The 18,027-nt window shown below is 67.2% G+C and carries 12 protein-coding genes and 1 pseudogene; 12 read left to right on the forward strand and 1 reads right to left on the reverse strand.

Annotation, left to right across the window (positions count from 1 at the left end; genetic code table 11):
• The first annotated feature begins 156 nt into the window (after window positions 1–156).
• The 10 genes from AQI95_RS33975 (at window position 157) to AQI95_RS34020 (ending at window position 14,841) form a co-directional block, all read left to right on the forward strand.
• Window positions 157–1,038, forward strand: a complete 882-nt coding sequence (locus AQI95_RS33975; protein ID WP_067133054.1) for a Scr1 family TA system antitoxin-like transcriptional regulator — start codon at window positions 157–159, stop codon at window positions 1,036–1,038.
• Window positions 1,035–1,286, forward strand: coding sequence for a DUF397 domain-containing protein (locus tag AQI95_RS33980; protein WP_425264938.1), 252 nt, complete (start codon window positions 1,035–1,037; stop codon window positions 1,284–1,286). The genes AQI95_RS33975 and AQI95_RS33980 overlap by 4 nt, the downstream gene beginning before the upstream one ends.
• 588 nt (window positions 1,287–1,874) lie before the next feature.
• Window positions 1,875–2,273, forward strand: coding sequence for a DUF6507 family protein (locus AQI95_RS33985; protein WP_067133057.1), 399 nt, complete (start codon window positions 1,875–1,877; stop codon window positions 2,271–2,273).
• Between the two features lie 2 nt (window positions 2,274–2,275).
• A complete protein-coding gene (locus AQI95_RS33990; RefSeq protein ID WP_067133060.1) occupies window positions 2,276–4,765 on the forward strand; it encodes a hypothetical protein in 2,490 nt (829 codons plus the stop codon).
• 45 nt (window positions 4,766–4,810) lie between these two features.
• Window positions 4,811–5,644 carry an immunity 49 family protein gene (locus tag AQI95_RS33995; RefSeq protein WP_244188929.1) on the forward strand — a complete coding sequence of 278 codons (834 nt, stop codon included), beginning with the start codon at window positions 4,811–4,813 and terminating at the stop codon, window positions 5,642–5,644.
• Between the two features lie 140 nt (window positions 5,645–5,784).
• The gene (gene eccD / locus AQI95_RS34000) at window positions 5,785–7,149 is read left to right on the forward strand and encodes a type VII secretion integral membrane protein EccD (RefSeq protein ID WP_079071678.1); all 1,365 of its coding nucleotides are present in this window, start codon (window positions 5,785–5,787) and stop codon (window positions 7,147–7,149) included.
• Between the two features lie 400 nt (window positions 7,150–7,549).
• Window positions 7,550–8,473, forward strand: coding sequence for a MinD/ParA family ATP-binding protein (locus tag AQI95_RS34005; RefSeq protein WP_107121839.1), 924 nt, complete (start codon window positions 7,550–7,552; stop codon window positions 8,471–8,473).
• Window positions 8,470–12,474 carry a type VII secretion protein EccCa gene (gene eccCa / locus AQI95_RS34010; protein ID WP_067133063.1) on the forward strand — a complete coding sequence of 1,335 codons (4,005 nt, stop codon included), beginning with the start codon at window positions 8,470–8,472 and terminating at the stop codon, window positions 12,472–12,474. The genes AQI95_RS34005 and eccCa overlap by 4 nt, the downstream gene beginning before the upstream one ends.
• A complete protein-coding gene (locus tag AQI95_RS34015) occupies window positions 12,471–13,904 on the forward strand; it encodes a DUF6177 family protein (protein WP_067133066.1) in 1,434 nt (477 codons plus the stop codon). Before eccCa ends, AQI95_RS34015 begins: the two co-directional genes overlap by 4 nt.
• A 502-nt stretch (window positions 13,905–14,406) precedes the next feature.
• Window positions 14,407–14,841, forward strand: a complete 435-nt coding sequence (locus AQI95_RS34020; protein WP_159056624.1) for a hypothetical protein — start codon at window positions 14,407–14,409, stop codon at window positions 14,839–14,841.
• Here AQI95_RS34020 and AQI95_RS50425 read toward each other — a convergent pair.
• Window positions 14,828–15,301: pseudogene (locus tag AQI95_RS50425) on the reverse strand (transposase); the annotation flags it as partial. The gene AQI95_RS34020 and the pseudogene AQI95_RS50425 sit on opposite strands and share 14 nt — an antisense overlap.
• A gap of 540 nt (window positions 15,302–15,841) precedes the next feature.
• Between AQI95_RS50425 and AQI95_RS34030 the strand changes: the two are divergent.
• Both AQI95_RS34030 and AQI95_RS34035 read left to right on the forward strand, forming a co-directional pair.
• On the forward strand, window positions 15,842–17,368 hold the full coding sequence (locus AQI95_RS34030; protein ID WP_079071706.1) for an MFS transporter: 1,527 nt from the start codon (window positions 15,842–15,844) through the stop codon (window positions 17,366–17,368).
• Window positions 17,369–17,552: 184 nt separating this feature from the next.
• The gene (locus tag AQI95_RS34035) at window positions 17,553–17,861 is read left to right on the forward strand and encodes a hypothetical protein (protein WP_107121833.1); all 309 of its coding nucleotides are present in this window, start codon (window positions 17,553–17,555) and stop codon (window positions 17,859–17,861) included.
• Window positions 17,862–18,027 lie beyond the last annotated feature (166 nt).

Below are 18,027 nucleotides of genomic sequence, written 5' to 3' on the forward strand. Positions count from 1 at the left end.
ATACGTTGCCCATCGGTCGGCCATGGCGCACGCCCATACGAACGCGCGCTCTGACTCCTGACAGCATGCCGACGCAACCACCAACTAGGCAATATGTCTGGAGATGTTGACCCGTATGGGTTGTAGAGGCGTCGTCGGTGCGGAGAGACTTCCGGCATGGCCTTGAAGAGAAGCCTGGTCCCTCAGTCCGTGTACCGGAGACAGCTCGCGGCACGGCTGAAGGAGCTGCGCGACGCAACTGGGCTCACCCTCACCGAGGTCGCCGATCAACTGGAGGTGAACCAGGGGTCACTGAGCCGGATCGAGAACGGCGAACGCGGTACGACCCCGGTCCTCGTCCGGGCTCTGCTGGACCTGTATGGCGTCGAGGACGAGGACCGGCGTGCCGACGTACTCGACCTCGTCCGGGCGGACAAGGAGCAGCAGAAGCCCTGGTGGCGGAAGTACTCGACGGTCCTCACCCCGACCCGCTACGACGGCTACCTTGCGCTGGAGGCCGGCGCGACACACCTCGCCAGCTACCAGCCGATGCTCGTGCCGGGGCTGCTCCAGACCGAGGACTACGCCCGTGCAGTGATCTCCCAGATGCGGAAGGACCTGTCCCCGCCGCAGGTCGAGGCCCTGGTCAGGGTCCGCATGGAGCGACAGAAGAGCCGCCTGGGCGGTGAGGCCCCGGCCAGGCTCTGGGCGGTCCTCGACGAAGCAGTGCTGCGCAGGACGGTCGGCTCCGTCGAAGTGATGCGCAACCAGATGCGCAAGCTCGTGGAGGCGAGCGAGCAGCCCAACGTGACCGTGCAACTACTGCCGTTCTCCCTAGGGGCGCATCCCGGACTGTACGGACCGTTCGTCATCCTGACCTTCCCGGCCCCCACGCCTGACCTGGTGTGGCTGGAGAACCCAAAGAACTCCGTGTACCTCGAGTCCCGAGAGGACGTCGACAACTACACCGATGTCTTCGACGAGTTGAAAGGCAGCGCCCTCGACCCATCGGAGACGCGCACCGGCATCGCACGCATAAGCAAGGAGCTCGAAGAGTGAGCACGTCCAGCATGGCCGCCCCGCACGAAGTCACGGCAGCTCCGTACGACGTCGATCTCGCGTACGCGCAGTGGCGAAAGAGCTCGTACAGCGGGGGCGCCAACGACTGCGTGGAAGTTGCACAGCTGGGCCAATGCGCCGCAGTACGCGACTCCAAGGACATCGGCCGCCGGCCACTGCTGGTCTCGAACGTGGCCCTGCGCACGCTGATCGGCGGGATCGCCCGCGGGCTCATCGGTGAGCCCTGAGCAAAGGCCCGGGAGCAGAGCCTCACGTCACGCGGCGCCTTCCAGCGGCTCGCCGCAGAGGCGCTGGCCGGGCCCTTGGTGAGCTGAGCGGAGGTGACTCATCACCCGGTCGAGACGCAACACTGGAGCGAACTGCCCCGATTTCACGGAGGCCGACCTCTCCTGACTTCCGCACGGCTTCATTTCCGGACACCGCCCATTACTGCGCCCAGCGTCGGCACCCGGGAACTCACTCGGTCAACTGTGTGGACGCTGAGCGTGAGGCGCAGCACGACCCCATGCCGGCTGACCAACTCGCTCTGCCGCCCGCCCATCTCATGAGCCAGATCACGCCAACTCGATATCACTCACATTGCGTCTGCAACGCAGGTACGAGAGGATGTTCGATGCGTTGTGCATGCTGAACGCTGCGAGATGAAGCTCTGGCGCTCTCAGCGCACAACACGCTTACGGGTGGGTGGATGAAGTTCAACGGCTCCGCTCAGGCCACCCTCGCCAAGGCCCGGCAGCTGTCGACAACATCGACGACACGCCTGGGCTAGGCGGGCGAAGCACCCAGTAGACGCATACGGGGACGAGGGGATTGTCTTGACGGGGTGGGACATTCACCCGGCCGGGGTGTACAAGGTGCTGACCGACTGCGGCACCGCTGCGAAGGACATGTCGGACGCGGGCAGCGCGATGCAGAAGAACCTGGAGGAGGCCGCTTCCGCGGCTGGCACGCTGACCAGCCAGTTCGGGCCGTACACCAGCACGGCCGGGCTGGTCGGCTCGGCCCTCGGCCAGTTCATGCAGCACTGGAGCCGTGACCTGGTGTACATCGCCAAGCGCACCTCCAGTTCTCTGCACGGGGCGGACCAGGCCACCCGCTACTACATGGCCGGTGACCTCGAGCACGCCGCGAACGCGCAGGGTGAGGCGGCCAAGGAACCGAAGGTGGACATGCCCGGCAGGGGTCAGACGAGCCACCGCACGAAGGGCCGCTGACGATGGGCGACGAGGCGAAGCTGATCGACCCGTCCGGCATACCGCACTTCATCGGTGACCTGGCCACCCTGGACACCGATGTGATGCTGCTGACAGCGGACGCGGGCCAGTTCCGTGCGTCCGGCTCGGACGTGCACACCACTTTCCAGCATCTGTCCTCCTTCTACTCGGCTCCTGAGGCAGAGCAGTTGTTCAGCACCACGCGTCCGGTGCAGAAGAAGTCCGACGTCTTCGCCGGCGATCTGGAGAAGGTCGCGAACACACTGTCGGACTACGGTCTCGAAGTCCAGCCTCTGGTGAAGAAGCTGGACACGCTGAAGGCGGAGGCAACCGCCTTTGTGAACTCGGTTTCCGGGGACGACGACTGGCGCAAGGACCACGACAAGGTCGACCACAACAACGACCTGTGGCACGACGTCAACCACACGGTCGCCGCCTTCGAGGCCGCGGAACGCAAGGCCTACAACAAGATCATGGCTCTGATCAGCGGCACCCCGCTGACAGCCGACGACGGCTCCCACAGCTGCAACATGTACGGCTTCAAGGCCGCCGACCTCGACCACGCGAAGGAAACTCCGTGGGGCGCACCCGCAGAGAAGGAGTACGAGGGCTGGTCCTGGCTGGCCCACCAGGGCAAGCAGGTATGGGACGGTTTCTGGTACGACGGCGTGGTGGGCACCGTCCACGGCCTGGGTACCCTGGTCGGCTGGGACGGCGCCGACGCCGCCGGAGAAGCGTGGAAGAACCTGGCCAAGCTCGGCACCGGCATCGCCATGACCTTCGGGACCTTGGGCACCTGGGGGTGGGTGCCCGACAAGGACCTCCCGTCCTGGCTGCGGGACTCCCGCCACGTCCTCAACCAGACCGCCAAGGGCTTCGTTGCCTGGGACCAGTGGAAGACCAACCCGGGCAGGGCCGCGGGCGCCTTCGGCTTCAACCTACTGACCGTCGTGGGTACCGAGGGAGCCGGCGCATCAGCCTCCGGCGCCGGGAAGGCCGGTGCGGCAGGCCGCACCATTTCAGCCGTCGGCAAGGTCGGCCGGGCCGTCGACCCCATGACGTATGTCGGCAAGGCAGGAAAGTTCGCCTTCGTCAAAGTCGGCGAAACCTTCACCGCACTCAAGAACCTGCACACCGGCGTGACAGCCGACCTGCTCAAACAGGCCGACGCTCTCCGCTCCCCCAAGATCCCGGACAACGCGATCCCGTACGTCGACGCGAAGACGGGCGAGCTCGTCTACCTCACGACCAAGGGTCACGTCCTCAACGCCGACGGAAGCCTCCACCAGCGCGCCAGCGAAGCACCTCACGAACTTTCCGCGAACGACCATGAGGTCCTTGGTGCGGAGGGGAACAGAGATCACTCGCATGGCCTGGTCGGGGCCGGCGCACGAGCCGAGCACACCGCTGGCGGCGCCCATACTGGAGAGCGGACACCAAGTCAGACAGGCAGAGGCGACGGCGGTCACGCGGCTTCACACGCAGGCTCGTCCAACCGAACGGCTGGTGCACAATCAATTGACCGGCCGGGAGGCGGTAGCGGAAGAGGGGGGCACGGCTCTCCCGGGAGGGGACACGGCGACGGCGCCCACGATGAGCGGCACCAAGAACTGACTGCTGCCGAGCGCAAAGCCATCCAAGACGAGCATGTCCGGAAGGCCAACGGAGATCCTGAGTGGCGAAAGGCCCACTACGACACTCTCGGACGCAGAAGGCCCAATATCGGGCTTGTGGACGGAGTCCAACTCCCTCAGCTAGCAAAGGATGCTCAGGGACACTTCATCGCCAAGCATGATTTGCCGAGCGGCCCATCCGAAATCCGGTTCGGCTCGAAGCCGCTCCCGCGAGGCACCACACCCGACGATGTTCTGCCGACCCTCGACAAGAGAGCTGCGGACCGTCAGGCCTATCGGGACCTCATGAACGCACAGAAGGCGTTTGGCGAAACGCCATCCACACCGCACCACGACGCCCTCACCACCGCACAAGAGACATACGACAAACAGCTCGGTGACGTGCCCCCCAACAGCAAGATCTCGGAGAAGCTGGGCGAGGACGCATCGAGACTCCATGCGATTCCACGCACCTTCAAGGTGGTCGAAGTCATCCACCTCCCGAAGACGGCCAATGGGGCCAACATGTTCGACGGGGCCTACAGGATCAAGGACGACGAAATCCTGATCGCCGAGGACAAGGCTCCGGGGAACGACCTCGACTGGCGGCAGGGGCGTGCCGATCCCGAGGATCCCGCGAATCCGAACACCGGTGACGACGGTGGCGCAGCGGGCATGCGAGTGAAGCAGGGCACACTCCTGTACCTGCGGACCATCTTCGGCGAGATGGCGAAGCGCGGGGGTCATGATGCCGAGCTTGCACGTGAGTTCCGGAACGCACTGAAGGCGAAGAAGTTGAGATATGTCCTGGTAAAGGCCATGGAGCCCGACGGTTCCCTCTATGCTGGCGCCGTAGTGGAAGAATTGAAGATCTACTGAGAGAGGGAGCACGTGGTCATCCACATTCCCCGCCACGACTTCCCCGTGGACAACGTGGACGAGGCCATGGCGCCGATCGTCCAGAGCACTGAAGAGGTACTCTCGGAACTTGAGACGTCAGAGTTCGACCGCTTCGACGCTCTGGATTACTCACTGACCGTCGCCAAGTGGGCCTGTCTAACAGATCCGATGGTAGGGGAACTCCCAACATGGGAGGCATGGGCCACGGCAATGCAGGTTGGTTCGGGCCTGTTCATCTCGGGAGCTGCCAAGGAAGGCCCTGTCCCGTGCCGGATTGGGCACAAGGGTGAGATTAAGAACCTCCCCGCAACCGGCCCTCAGGAATACCTGCACGCGAGTAATTGGCTCACCTCATACTATCTGGCCGTAATCTGCCGCGAAAATGAGCGTCTCGACCAACTTGCCCGTGTTCCCGTCTCGTTCCTTCGCGCGTCCGGAGCGGAGTTCGACGAATACATCTACGCATGGGTGGAGACCCTGCAGAACGCCTGGTTCGGCCGCCAGGAGACCTGGGACACCCTGGTGACCGCCGTCAACGGCACAGATCCAGCGGCGCCCCACATCGCCAGTGCCGAACTCATGCTGAAGATCCTCTATCCACCACTGGAAGTGTTCCATCGCTACCAGCGTCAAGAGCCGGAACGGTTCAACGCCGCCCTGGCAGAAGCACTCACCTGGCACCGCGAGTACTGGACCAGTGATGAGGCACGGGCCAAGAGCAGCGAGGGACTTGTGGCGTTGGGTCCACTAGCCATCGCCTGTATGGCTTTTGATGCGGATATCCCGGTCGAAATCGAGTCCGAGTACCTCCCCAAGTACCTCTTGGAGCGTAGGTGGATCGGCGCAATCCGTACTTGATGAATTTGAAGCCTCCCGTGAATCGTTGGTGGCCACTGAGAATCGCAGAGGATTCGGCTCCATGAGAGGAACGATGGTTCGACATTAGTATGGGAACACTGCATCCTGTGCGGATTCGGCCCGATGATAGGTTCAAACGAGTGATATCCCGGGACACTGTGAGCCGTACGGCACTGAGTCGAGTCACGTTGGTCGGTGAGCAGCGTCGGGTGGATCTGGTGCTGCCGTCCCAGGAGCCGGTCGGGCTGTTGTTGCCTGAAGTGATGCGGCTTCTCGGCGACCGGGTGGGCCATCGTCCCGAGGACCGGCATCTGGTGACAGCCGACGGCACTGCCCTGGAGCCGGAGGCGACTCTCGAGTCGGCAGGAGTGCCTGACGGTGCCGTGCTGCGCCTGGTGCGAGTCGAGGACGCGCCGTCCGCTCCTGCGGTCCATGACGTGAGTGATGAGGCAGCCGGCGATCTGGATGTGCGGGCCTGGCGGTGGAACGCCCGGACGCGGCGGATCGTTGCTGCGGGCGCCGGTGTCGTGTGGGCGCTCGCCGCCGGGTTCGTCGCGCGCGAGGGGTTCGGCGCCAAGACCGCCGGGTCGGCGCTCCTTGCGAGTGCGGCGGTGGCTACCGTAGCCGGTGCTCTGCTTGGGCGTGCGGGGCGTAAGGGGCTTGCCGCCGCCCTGGTTGTCCTGAGCGCTGCTGTGGGTGTGCAGGGCGCCTGGTCGGTTGCCGACGCTCAAGCATGGGCGGGGCCTGTCCGGCTGGCAGTGGTGCTCGCGGTCGTGATCGTGGCGCTGTCACTGCTCGGCTCGTTCTCGCCGTTCGGGCGGGGTGCTCTGGTCGGGGCCGGAGCACTGGCCGGGGCCGGAGTGTGCTGGGAGGTCGCTTTCGCGGTCCAATCCGGCGGAACGAGCACGGTCGGGTCGGCACGTGCCGGGGCACTGCTCGCCGTGGTGTCCGTGGTGGCACTGGGCGTGCTGCCCCGGTTGGCGCTGGCGGCGGCGGGACTGTCCGCATTGGACGATCGGCGCTCTGCGGGGTCGACGGTCAGTCGTTATGAGGTGACGGCCGCCTTGGCCGCCACGCATCGGGGGCTGGTGCTGGCGACAGTCGTCACCGCGATCTCCGGTGCCGTCGCCGCAGTGTTGACGGTGCGTACCGTGACGGTGTGGACGGTGCTGGTGGCTGTCGCCGTCACGTGCGTCCTTGCGCTGCGGGCGCGGGCCTACCCGCTGGTCGGGGAGGTCGTCGCGCTGCTCGCGGCGTCCATGACGGTAGCGCTGCGACTGGCCTGGTTGTGGCTGGAGCGCTCCGGAGCGGCGGCTCCGCTCGCCGTTCTCGGCACGTTGGTCATCCTGTCCTTGGGTGTGCTGGCCGTGCAGCCCGCCGAACATGCTCGGATACGGCTACGCAGGGCCGGCGACGTACTGGAATCAGTAGGTGTGATCGCGCTGCTCCCGTTGGTGCTCGGAGTGTTCGGCGTGTACGCACGGCTGCTCGGCACCTTCGCGTGAGGTGGCGGTGATGACGAATTCCGGCCGTTGGCAGGACGCCGTACTGCGCGAGCTGCACGCTGGCTCTGCCGGCGAAGTGCGCGAGCAGCACTCCCCGGCAGAAGCGCAACCACACCTGCCCGAACACCGCCCGGACGAGGATGGTCTCCAGCTCGGGCAGCCGGCCAACCTGCACACCACGGTCCCTGACCCGCATACGTGCAACGCACCGTCGGTCCCTCACACCCCGGCTCAGGCAGCGCCACCGCACCGTGCGAACGACGCTCTACCAGCACCGCAGGCCCAGGCTCACCTCGACACCGGCTCCCCCGTTCCCGGCGCCGGGGCAGCACCACAGACCCGAACGACGCCGCCGGACGCCTCCTCCGCCGTGCGCCCGCGCCGCCAGGCCCGTCTGCCGATGGCGACACCCGAGCCCGTACCGACGCTCGACCCGCGCCTTGCCATAGCGCTCGGTTCCCCCCGTAATGGCGACTCACTCGCCCGGCGTTCAGGCCGGTCGCTACGCAGGCTGACCTCTTCAGCCGCGCAGGAGGTCACCGAGGAGAGCCGGCTCGGCAGCCTGCTGCAACAGCCGGTGACCACAGGCCGGGCGATCGCTGTGACGTCGATCCGCGGTGGCGTCGGCAAGACCACGACCGCCGCGTTGCTGGCGAAAACGTTCAGCCACTACCGGCACGACCCGGTGCTCGCCCTTGAAGCCGACGCCGCCCTGGGCACGCTACCGGTGCGGATGGGAGCACAGTCCGTACGCTGGTCGTGTCTCGAACTCGCCCGCATCCTCACTCCGTCGATGCAACTGACCGATGTGACGGGGTACTTGGTGCCAGTGGCGGACGGCGGCTGGCTGCTGCCCGCCGGCCAGGGGCGGGTCGGCGCTCCGTTGGACGTTCCCACCTACCGCACCGTCATGCTCGCTCTACGTCGCTACTTCGCCGTCACAGTCGTGGACTGCGAAACACTTCCTGGCGAGGTGGCTCGTACCGCGATGGACACCGCGCACGCGCGTGTGGTGGTCGCCCCACTCACCGCGGAAGGGGTGGGCGGAACCCGGATCGTCCTCGACTGGCTCGGCCAATTGCCGCATGCCGCGCTCGCCTCCACCGTCGTGGCACTCACCTCGAACACGCCCGACGCGAACCTCGATCTGAAGGCTGCCACAGCACATCTGCGGGAATCCGGAGTCACCCCCGTGCATCTGCCCTACGACCGGCACCTGGCCGGTGGCGGACCGATCATGCCCGACCGGCTCGGCGAGGCCACCCGCCGCGCGGCCACCCAGCTCGCCGCCGAGGCACTCCAGCGGGCGGTGCGCGTCCGTTGACCCAGCAACAGGTCCACCGTCCCGCCCGCTCGACACACCCTCTGCTCCCACCCAAAGCTCGCACGATCGAGCCCCCGCCGAACCTGCCCGAAGGCAAGACCGGCAGCCCGGCAACCGCTCTGCTGCCCATGGCTGGCGTCATGAGCTCGGTCGTGATGATGACCGTGATCCGCTCCAGCCAGTTCGCAGGCCTGGGCGCCGTCGTACTGGTCATCGCGCTGCTCGGTGCGGTCACACTTTTCCTGTCACAGCGCGGGAAGACCCAGCGGCTGCGCCGCATCCAGCGCGAGCGGTACCTGGAATACCTGGAGGAGCTGCGCGCCGAGTTGGGCGAGGCGCAGCGCGAGCGACGGCGTGCCGCACGGTTCCTCCACCCTGCTCCCGGGGCCTTGTACGACGTCCTGCGTGACCCCGCTCGTCTGTGGGAGCGGCGCCGAACGGATGCGGACTTCCTTCAGGTGCGGGTGGGTGTCGGTGAGGTACCGGTGCAGGAGCTGGCCATCGGCCGGCACTCGGCAGGGGGAGTACTCACTCCGCCCGATCCGTTCATGCTCAATGAGGCGCGTGCTCTGCAGGCCCGCTACACCACCGTGTCCGACCATCCCCTGACCGCGCCGCTGGACCGGGCCGGCAACGTCAGCATCATCGGCGACCGCGCGGACGTGCTGCGCGTCGCCCGGTCCCTGCTGGTGCAGGCCGCGGTGACCCACGCACCGGACGACCTGGCCATCGCACTCGCCGTACCCGGGGATCGTATCGAGGAGTGGAAGTGGGCGAAATGGCTCCCACACGCCCTCGACCCGCAGAACCACGACGGCACCTTCGCCACTCGGCGCATCGCCCCCAGCCTGGCCCAGCTGGCTCAGGTGGTCGGCACGGATCTGGGGCGGCGCGCCTCGTACGCGGCCGAAGTGCGCCGCGGGCTGTCCGACAAGAAGGCGCTCGATCTGACCGACCGGCTGCTCGTGCTCAGCGACGAGCACGGCGAGAACGCCGTGGAACTTCCGCGTCCGGACACTGCCGTCGCCCTGGACGACATGGGGGTCACAGTCCTGCACCTGCTCGCCGAACAAGTCCACGAACCCGATCACGTCTCCGTCCGCATCACCGTCGACGGCGACCAGGTCACGATGGAGGACCTGCGCGGACAGCAGATCACAGCGACGCATGGCGTGGCCGACCGCACCAGCCACCCCCAGGCCGAGGCCCTCGCCAGGGAGCTTGCGCCGCTGCGACTGTCCGCCGAGTCGGCCGCGGAAGGCACCTCCGTCTCCGGGCCCATCGACTTCCCGCAGCTGCTGGGCATCGACGACATGGCCACCCTCGATGCGGCCCGGCAGTGGGCGCCACGCGGCGAGCGGGACTTCCTGCGCGTGCCGATCGGTCTGGACGACCGGCACCAGCCGGTGCTTCTCGACTTGAAGGAGTCCTCCGAACTCGGCATGGGCCCGCATGGGCTGTGTGTCGGCGCGACAGGTTCCGGCAAGAGCGAACTGCTGCGCACCCTAGTTCTGGCGCTGGCGACGACGCACACGCCGGATGATCTGGCGATGGTCCTCGTGGACTACAAGGGTGGTGCCACGTTCGCCCCGTTCGCCCCTCTGCCACACGTGGCGGGCGTCATCACGAACCTGGAGAACCAGGCCGGTCTGGTCGAGCGCGTGCACGCCTCCCTGGCCGGTGAGATCAAGCGCCGCCAGCAGGTCCTCAAGGATGCGGGCAACGTCACTGACATCGGACACTACCGCGCGCTGCGCGCCACGGACCGGCCTGATCTCGGACCGCTGCCGCATCTGTTCGTCGTCATCGACGAGTTCGGTGAACTCCTCACTGCGAAACCGGACTTCATCGACCTCTTCCTGACCATCGGACGCATCGGCCGTTCCATCGGCGTCCACCTGCTGCTGTCCAGCCAGCGCATCGAAGCCGGCAAGCTCAGGGGCCTGGAGACATATCTGTCGTACCGGCTCGGTCTGCGCACGTTCTCGGCGGACGAGTCGCGTACGGTCCTGGAGACCACCGATGCCTTCCATCTCCCGCCGCTGCCCGGCTTCGGCTACCTGAAGGTCGACACCTCCACCTACACCCGCTTCAAGGCTGGCTTCGTCTCAGGTGCATACCGCGGTCCCGTCGAACGAGACTGCGAAGCCGCCGCCGCACCTCTCGCCCTGCCGTATCCGACGTTCAACGCACCCGCCGCCGCGCAGACAGCCGCGTCGGACGAAGACGCCCCCCTGCCGCGCGAGCGCGAGACGGGACCGACGGTCCTGGGCGTCGCGGTCGACCGGCTCACCGACGCCGCACAGCCGGTACGCCGGATCTGGCTGCCGCCGCTGCCCGAAGCACTCACCTTGGAGACGGCCGCGGGCCCCGTACAGGCGTCCGCCGACGGTCTCCGTCTCACCCAAACCGGTGGCACATTGCGGGTACCGCTGGGTGTCCTCGACGATCCGGCCCGGCAGTGGCAGGGCTCATGGATGCACGACCTGAACACGGCAGGTGGGCACACCGCCGTCATCGGCGGCCCGGCCTCCGGCAAGACAGCGCTGCTGCGCACGCTGGCGCTTTCCCTCGCTCTCACCCACACCCCACGTGACGTCGCCGTCTACGGCCTGGACCTGGTCGGCGGCGGGCTGAGCGCACTGGCGGACCTGCCGCACGTCGGCGGCATCGCGACCCGTATCGACCATGAGCGCGCCGCCCGTACCGTCGCCGAAGTGCGCGCCATGCTCGCCGACCGCGAGGAGATCTTCCGCGAGCGGAGCATCGACTCCGTCGACCAGCTGCGGGCCCTGCGCGCCAGGGGCGAGCTGCCCCGGCTCGGTTCCACCGATGTGGTGCTGCTCATCGACGGATTCGGCGCTCTGCGAGACGAGTTCGCGCACCTCGACGACGACGTGGCCCACCTCCTCAAGCGCGGCAGCGGCTACGGCATCCATGTCGTGGCGGGCATGCTCCGCTGGAACGACGTACGCATCGCCACCCAGTCGCTGTTCGGCAGCCGCATCGAGCTACGCCTGAACGACCCGGCCGACTCCTGTGTCGACCGCAAGCTCTCCGCGACCCTGTCGTCGGACCCTCCGGGGCGGGCTCTGACGAACGGCAAGCTATTCGCCCAGGCGGCACTACCCCGCATAGACACGCACACCACCACGGACGACCTCGGCCCAGCCCTCGAACAGGCCGTGGCCACAGTGCGCGCCACCTGGCACGGCGGACTCGCCGCGCCCGTACGGGTGCTGCCGACCAGACTGCCGGCCGGACGCCTGCCCTCCACCGTGGCGCAGCCGCGTGCGGTCCCGATCGGTGTCGACCAGGAGACGCTCTCCACCACCGTCCTCAACCTGCTCGGCAGCGACCAGCACCTGCTGGTCCTCGGCGACAGCGAGTGCGGCAAGACAAACCTGCTCAAGCTGATCTCCCGCTCCCTCATCGACCGCCACGACAAGGACGACCTGGTCTTCGGCGTGTTCGACCCTCGGCGCGGCCTGCGGAAGGTCATCCCGGAGCCGTATCGCGGCGGCTACGCGCACAACGCCGCCCTCTCCCACGCGCTCGCCACCGGCATCGCCACCGAACTGGCCAAACGCCTGCCGGAAACTGCAGACCCCGACACCCTCACCGACGAGCCGTCCTTCACAGGCCCGCGGATCGTGATCCTCGTCGACGACTACGACATCCTCACCACTGCCGGACAGCAGCCGCTGACCTCGTTCCTGCCCTACATCTCCTCGGCGAGGGACATCGGCCTGCATTTCGTCGTCACGCGCCGTGTCGCCGGGGCTTCAAGGGCGCTGTACGAGCCGTTCCTGACGGCACTGCGCGAGACTGGCGCCACGGCACTGGTGATGACGGGCGACCGTACCGAAGGGCAGCTGTTCCCTGGTGTGTACGCCTCCGCCCGGCCGCCCGGCCGCGGCACCCTGGTCCGCCGCGGCCACCATCAGCTGATCCAGACCGCCCTCGCACCCGAGGCCGAGCCCACGGAGGCCCCGGCATGACCAACGACATCATCGCGCTCACCGAGAAGATGCCCGACCCGACTACGCTGCTCGCCGCCCTGCACGCCGGCGGCCCCGACCTGAGTCTGACCGCCACGGACGACGGGGCGGTCATCCAGCTGTGCACGGCTGCCGGCCGCCCCCTGGTCTCCGTCGAATCTCCCATTCTGATCCACGTGCCGGGCGAGGCCGAACGTCTCCTCGGCCCGGACGTCACCCCGCCTCAGCCGCCGTATTGGTGGACCGAGACACGAGCCTCCAACGCGATCCCCGAGGCCGAACCTCTTGCCGGATCGGTCTGCGGACGCCTGGCGATGCTGTTGGGGGGAACGACCTGGCCACGCAAGGCGGGCGGCACGACGGTCGTGGAGACTCCTCAGGACAGCGACGACGTCACTGCGACCCGGCTGCCGGACGGAGCCCTGCCCGCCGTCGACGTCCTCACCGGGTCCACCGCAGTGGTACTCGCCGACCGCCCAGTCCTTCCGCTCACCACCTGGTTGTCCGACGTCCTGCGCGCTACGGCAGCGTCCGACCGTGCCCTGCACATCGTCACTCCGCCCCATGTTCGCCTCACCGTCCCGCTGCGAACAGCCCTCGTAGGCGCACCGAACCGCTGGGTCATCAAGGATCCGGCAGGCGGGTACTACGACGGCCTGTCCGGCGCCGAACTCGTCTGGAAGGACGGCACCTTCGCGCCGACCGAAATGCCCGCGAAGGTCGCGGACGCCTTCACGAAAGGCACGAAACCCAGCGACGAACGCCGGCTCACCGTGGCACTCCGCACCGTCCGCTCCCCCGACGCCGACCTCGTCCTCGGCACCGCCCTGGAAACAGCCTGGCGCCGCCTGACCGGCGCCCCACCCGCCGGATGGGGCACAGCCGAGCCGATCAACCTCCCCTGGTCGCCACGCCAGCTGACCGATCTGGCCCGCAACCGCTCCCCCAAGCCCACCCACGCCTTGGCCATCGGAACCCCTGACCGACCGGCTGTCGCGACCCATCGCACGTCACGTACCACGGCCGGGATCGCCGAGGATGTCACGCTCACCATCGGATACCCGACGACCGAGCAGGTCCCCCTGGACGCCATCGAGCCACTGGCCGCCGAACTCGTCGACACCCATGGTCTGACGACCATGCTGACCACCCTGACAAAGGCCAGCGCCGACCTGACTCTGACTCCCCACCTCACCTCCCCGCCCATCCCCATCACATTCACCCTCGGCACCAGAGATGTCCGATCCACAGGACTCACCCACGCCCGCCGACCCCCACTCGCGATGAAGCCCGTACAACTCGGCACAACCACAGCCCCGGCCCTGCACTACCCCCTCGGCGACGGATCCGACTCCGACGCCTGGACAGCGCTCCAGACCCTCACCACACACCTCAAGGCCGGCACGCCGGAGGAAGAAACCCGCACATAGCGCGCTGGGGACCGACGCTGGACCGTGGCCAGGGCCCAATGGCAGACGACTCTCGCTGAACACAGACTCTGCCGTGCAGGTCATGTCCCCTGTGGTGGGCAACCGCGTCGGAGTATCTTCGGCCGTCGGGCAGATCGAGTCCATTCCTTGATGCATGGAGCCCGCCGGGGCTGAATCCGGATCTTGAGTGGTGGGTGCCTCTGCGGCAAAATCGGCATCCATGATCAAGGGGGAATCGACTTTGGTGGGTAGCGCGTTGGCAGGTCGGCTTCCCGGCTTGGTGCGTGTCGTACTCGTGTCGGCGGTTTGCTGCATCACAGCGGTCGGGTGCGGTGGGACTTCCACGGAGCCGACCGCCGGGGGCGCTGCCGGCTCGTCCGCTGCCGGCCCGTCCAGCAGCCGAGTACCGGTCGCGGACGCCACACAACTGCAGCCCGTTTTGCCCACAGGTCTCAACATGCCCGCGGACTTGTCCGAGGAACGAACGGTCCACGCCTGGGACTTGACGAAGGAACCTTCCCAGTGTCAGGACGAGGAGTGGCCCGATGGCTGGTGCGCCAGGGCTGGCGCAGTGGGCCTTTCTGCGTTCACCAATCTTGCCGATCAGGAACTCGGGATTCACCTGGTCTCCTTCCCTGACGAACAGTCGGCGGCGCAAGCCTTCAAAACGAGGGACAAATCAGATGACATGGGGCGCTATCCGGGTCCGGCCGGTGAGCCTGTGTATACGCTCGACCTCGTTGCACCGAGGGACTATTTGCTCTGGACGGGTAGAGGCACGACCTTCCGGCAGGGCACGGTCATCGGCAGGATCGAGTACGCATGGAAGCCGGGAACGCATGTGCCGGCCGACCGTCTGTCGGCAGTGACGCGCATGGTGATCCAGCGGATCGATGAGAAGGAAAGGGGCTTGAACCCTACGGCCTCGGCGCACTGAGGGGCCGGGTACAGAACACGTTCAGTTCGGTGTCCAGGGCACTGCAGATGCGGGAGACCGCGCTCTTGGAGATGCCACTGTCCGCGCCCAGGGCCTTGGCCAGGTCGTCCACGCCGCGGGGGACACCCCGTACACATGTGCCTCCATGATCACGGTGTAGAGGGCCTGGTCGATTCGGCGCCGGCGCTCAAGCAGTGACGGAATGAGACCTGGTGCAGACCTTGGGAATTGCCAGGTCCAGGCCCCCGGCCTACGTGGTCAGCACCTTCTCGCGGTGCCCGTTGAGCATCGCCGTGCGCGTCTACCTGCGCTCCCGCGGTGCGGCACCGATGTGGGCGGTGGCCTCGGCCTCGATTAGTTCACACAGGACCCATTGGGCCAGGCCACGGATCAACTCGACTTCGTCCGCCGTACGCAGTGACTCCATCAGCCGGAGTAAGTCAGGCTGGAACAAGGCCATCGCGCGTCCTCTCATTGAACGAGCCTCTCCACTCGCAGAGTTGCGCGGCAACCGCCCCATGACCAGGGGCTATACGGAGGTCGCCGTTACACCCCTCGACGGGACACCAATCCTCGGGTGCGTGCCACGCAGCGGTAGCCGGCCAATGGCGCTCCCGGTTTCCAGTCCCCACCCGGGACTCGAACCTCTCCACAGCACCCCCTCGACACCCTGACTGCCGAGCCAACTCACACCCCACCTACCGCTCCCCAAATTTCACGCCGTTGCACACTCGCGTGGGAGCCCTCCGCGAGAGCGCGACGGCCACTCCCGCCTCTGCGGGATCACCTCCCCGCCAGCGCATGCCCGGCCTGACAGCACTGCAGTTGGGTCCGCCGACCTTCTCAACCCACCGCGCCACTTCGAGGCCAACCCCCTTAGAGAACGCTTGTGTTCACGAAGGCCGACTCGCTATCGTCCCGAGTAGTGAACGCATACGTTCACTACTTCGTCTCTGGGGGACCTTCTGTGACGCACGACCAGATACAGACGCAGCCACCCGTGCCCGCGCCGCCGAGGCCTGCCTCACGCCCGTCACACCCGGGCATCGCTCTCGTGGTCATTGCCGCGTGCCAGCTGATGGTGGTACTCGACTCCACGATCGTCAACATTGCCCTGCCCCACATCCAGACCGCGCTGAACTTCTCCACGACCAACCTGACGTGGGTGGTCAGCGCCTACACCCTCACCTTCGGCGGCCTGCTGCTGCTCGGCGGGCGGGTCGGAGACATCCTCGGGCGCCGCAGGGTCTTCATCGCCGGCATCCTGCTGTTCACCTTCGCCTCGCTGCTCGGCGGACTCGCCCAGGAACCCTGGCAGCTGCTGGCCGCACGAGTCCTCCAGGGAATGGGCGGCGCGATCGCATCACCCACCTCACTCGCGCTCATCACCACCACGTTTCCCGAAGGCCCTGAGCGCAACAGGGCCTTCGGTATCTTCGCGGCCGTCTCCGCGGGAGGCGGCGCCATCGGACTCCTGGCTGGCGGGCTGCTCACCGACTGGCTCGACTGGCGCTGGGTGCTCTTCGTCAACGTACCCATCGGCATCCTCATCGCCGCACTCGCTCCGCGCTACATCAACGAGTCTGAGCGCCACCCCGGCCGCTTCGACGTGACCGGCGCACTCACCTCGACGCTCGGCATGGTCGCGCTGGTCTACGGGTTCATCAGGGCGGCATCCGACGGCTGGCGGGACTCGCTGACGCTCGGCGCGTTCGGCGCGGCGGTGGTACTGCTCGTCGCCTTCATGTTCGTCGAGAGCCGCGCCAAGGAACCGATCACCCCTCTGCGGATGTTCGCCGACCGCAACCGCTCGGGCACGTACGTGATCATGATCAGCCTCGCGGCGGCGATGTTCGGCATGTTCTTCTACATTGTGCTGTTCGTACAGAACGTGCTGGGGTACTCCCCCACCCGCGCCGGCCTGGCCTTCCTGCCGGTCACCGTGGTCATCGCGGTGGGCGCGGGGATATCGCAGCGGCTGCTGCCAGTGCTCGGCCCCAAGCCGTTCCTGATGACCGGTACCACCCTCGTCGCCATCGGCCTCGCCTGGCAGTCTTTGGTCGGCTCGGGCAGCTCGTACGTCGGCGGGGTGCTCGGCCCGATGCTGGTCTTCGGCTTCGGCATGGGGCTCAACTTCGTCACCGTCACCGTCACCGCTGTATCCGGCGTCGCCCCCCACGAGGCGGGCGCGGCCTCCGCGCTCCTCAACGCGACACAGCAGGTGGGTGGTTCGCTCGGCCTGTCCATCCTCACCACCGTCTTCGGCTCGGCCAGCCGCGACGAGGCGACCAAGCAAGTCGCGTCGTTCATGACTCGGGCTACGCCGGAGCAGAAGGCCGCGTTCGCCAAGTCCCACCAGCTGCCCGCCCCGTGGAGCCACGAAGTCCTCGCCCAGGGGATCTCCACAGCCTTCATCCCGGCCGCCGCCATGGCCGTCCTCGCGTTCGTCGTCGCTACGGTCGTCATACGCGTCCGCAAGAGCGACTTGGAAGCCCTCAGCGGCGCGGGCGGCGCCCCGGCCGTGTGACCCCGCGCGTCCCCCGATCACGGCGTCCGTAACCGATCGCCCCGCCCACCACGAGTACATGGGCCTACGGACGCCGTGCGCCGCCCTCTGACCAGACGTCTCGGCCCGGTGGTCCTAGCCCCGACACCAGGGAGCAAGTAACGCATCGGTAGGCCCCCCCGAGGGCCATTTCCTGGAGTTCATTGTGGAGTTCTCGCAGCCCGCTGCCACTTACGTCGCCGGTCTGGCCAAGTTGCCGGCAATGGAACTCGCGAAGTACGACCTGGCGGACTCGAAGCGGCACCGGAAGCAGATCCGTGAGGTGTGGGGGTTCCGGCTGTCGAGGCTCACGGATGAGGACCGGCGCGGGCTGACCGGACCGTTCTGGTCGAACATCAACCCCTACGGAACCTTCCGGCTTGCGATGGAGGAGCAACACGATCTCGGGGTTCCGGTTGCTGTGCCCCGCTCTCGTCATTGGCGGCGTCCGGGAAGCCCCAGTGCCAGCAAGTGAGGTAAGTCAGTGAAGGGCTTGTGGCCTGCTCTGCTACGGTCCAGTGGCCGGCCGAGGACTCCGGTGCGACTACCGGAACCTGGCTTCTCGCTCACTAGCGAACGCAGCGGCTTCACGAGCCGGAGCTGCCTTCTCGCGTGCGACGACCTCCTTCAATCCGCTACGT

The organism is Streptomyces yokosukanensis (genome assembly GCF_001514035.1).
Classification (GTDB): Bacteria; Actinomycetota; Actinomycetes; order Streptomycetales; family Streptomycetaceae; genus Streptomyces; species Streptomyces yokosukanensis.

What these genes read in the sequence shown, in the direction of transcription:
- AQI95_RS33975 (WP_067133054.1), top strand. Translation starts at nt 157, where the DNA reads ATGGCCTTGAAGAGAAGCCTGGTCCCTCAGTCCGTGTACCGGAGACAG.
- AQI95_RS33990 (WP_067133060.1), top strand. Translation starts at nt 2,276, where the DNA reads ATGGGCGACGAGGCGAAGCTGATCGACCCGTCCGGCATACCGCACTTC.
- AQI95_RS34005 (WP_107121839.1), top strand. Translation starts at nt 7,550, where the DNA reads ATGGCGACACCCGAGCCCGTACCGACGCTCGACCCGCGCCTTGCCATA.
- AQI95_RS34015 (WP_067133066.1), top strand. Translation starts at nt 12,471, where the DNA reads ATGACCAACGACATCATCGCGCTCACCGAGAAGATGCCCGACCCGACT.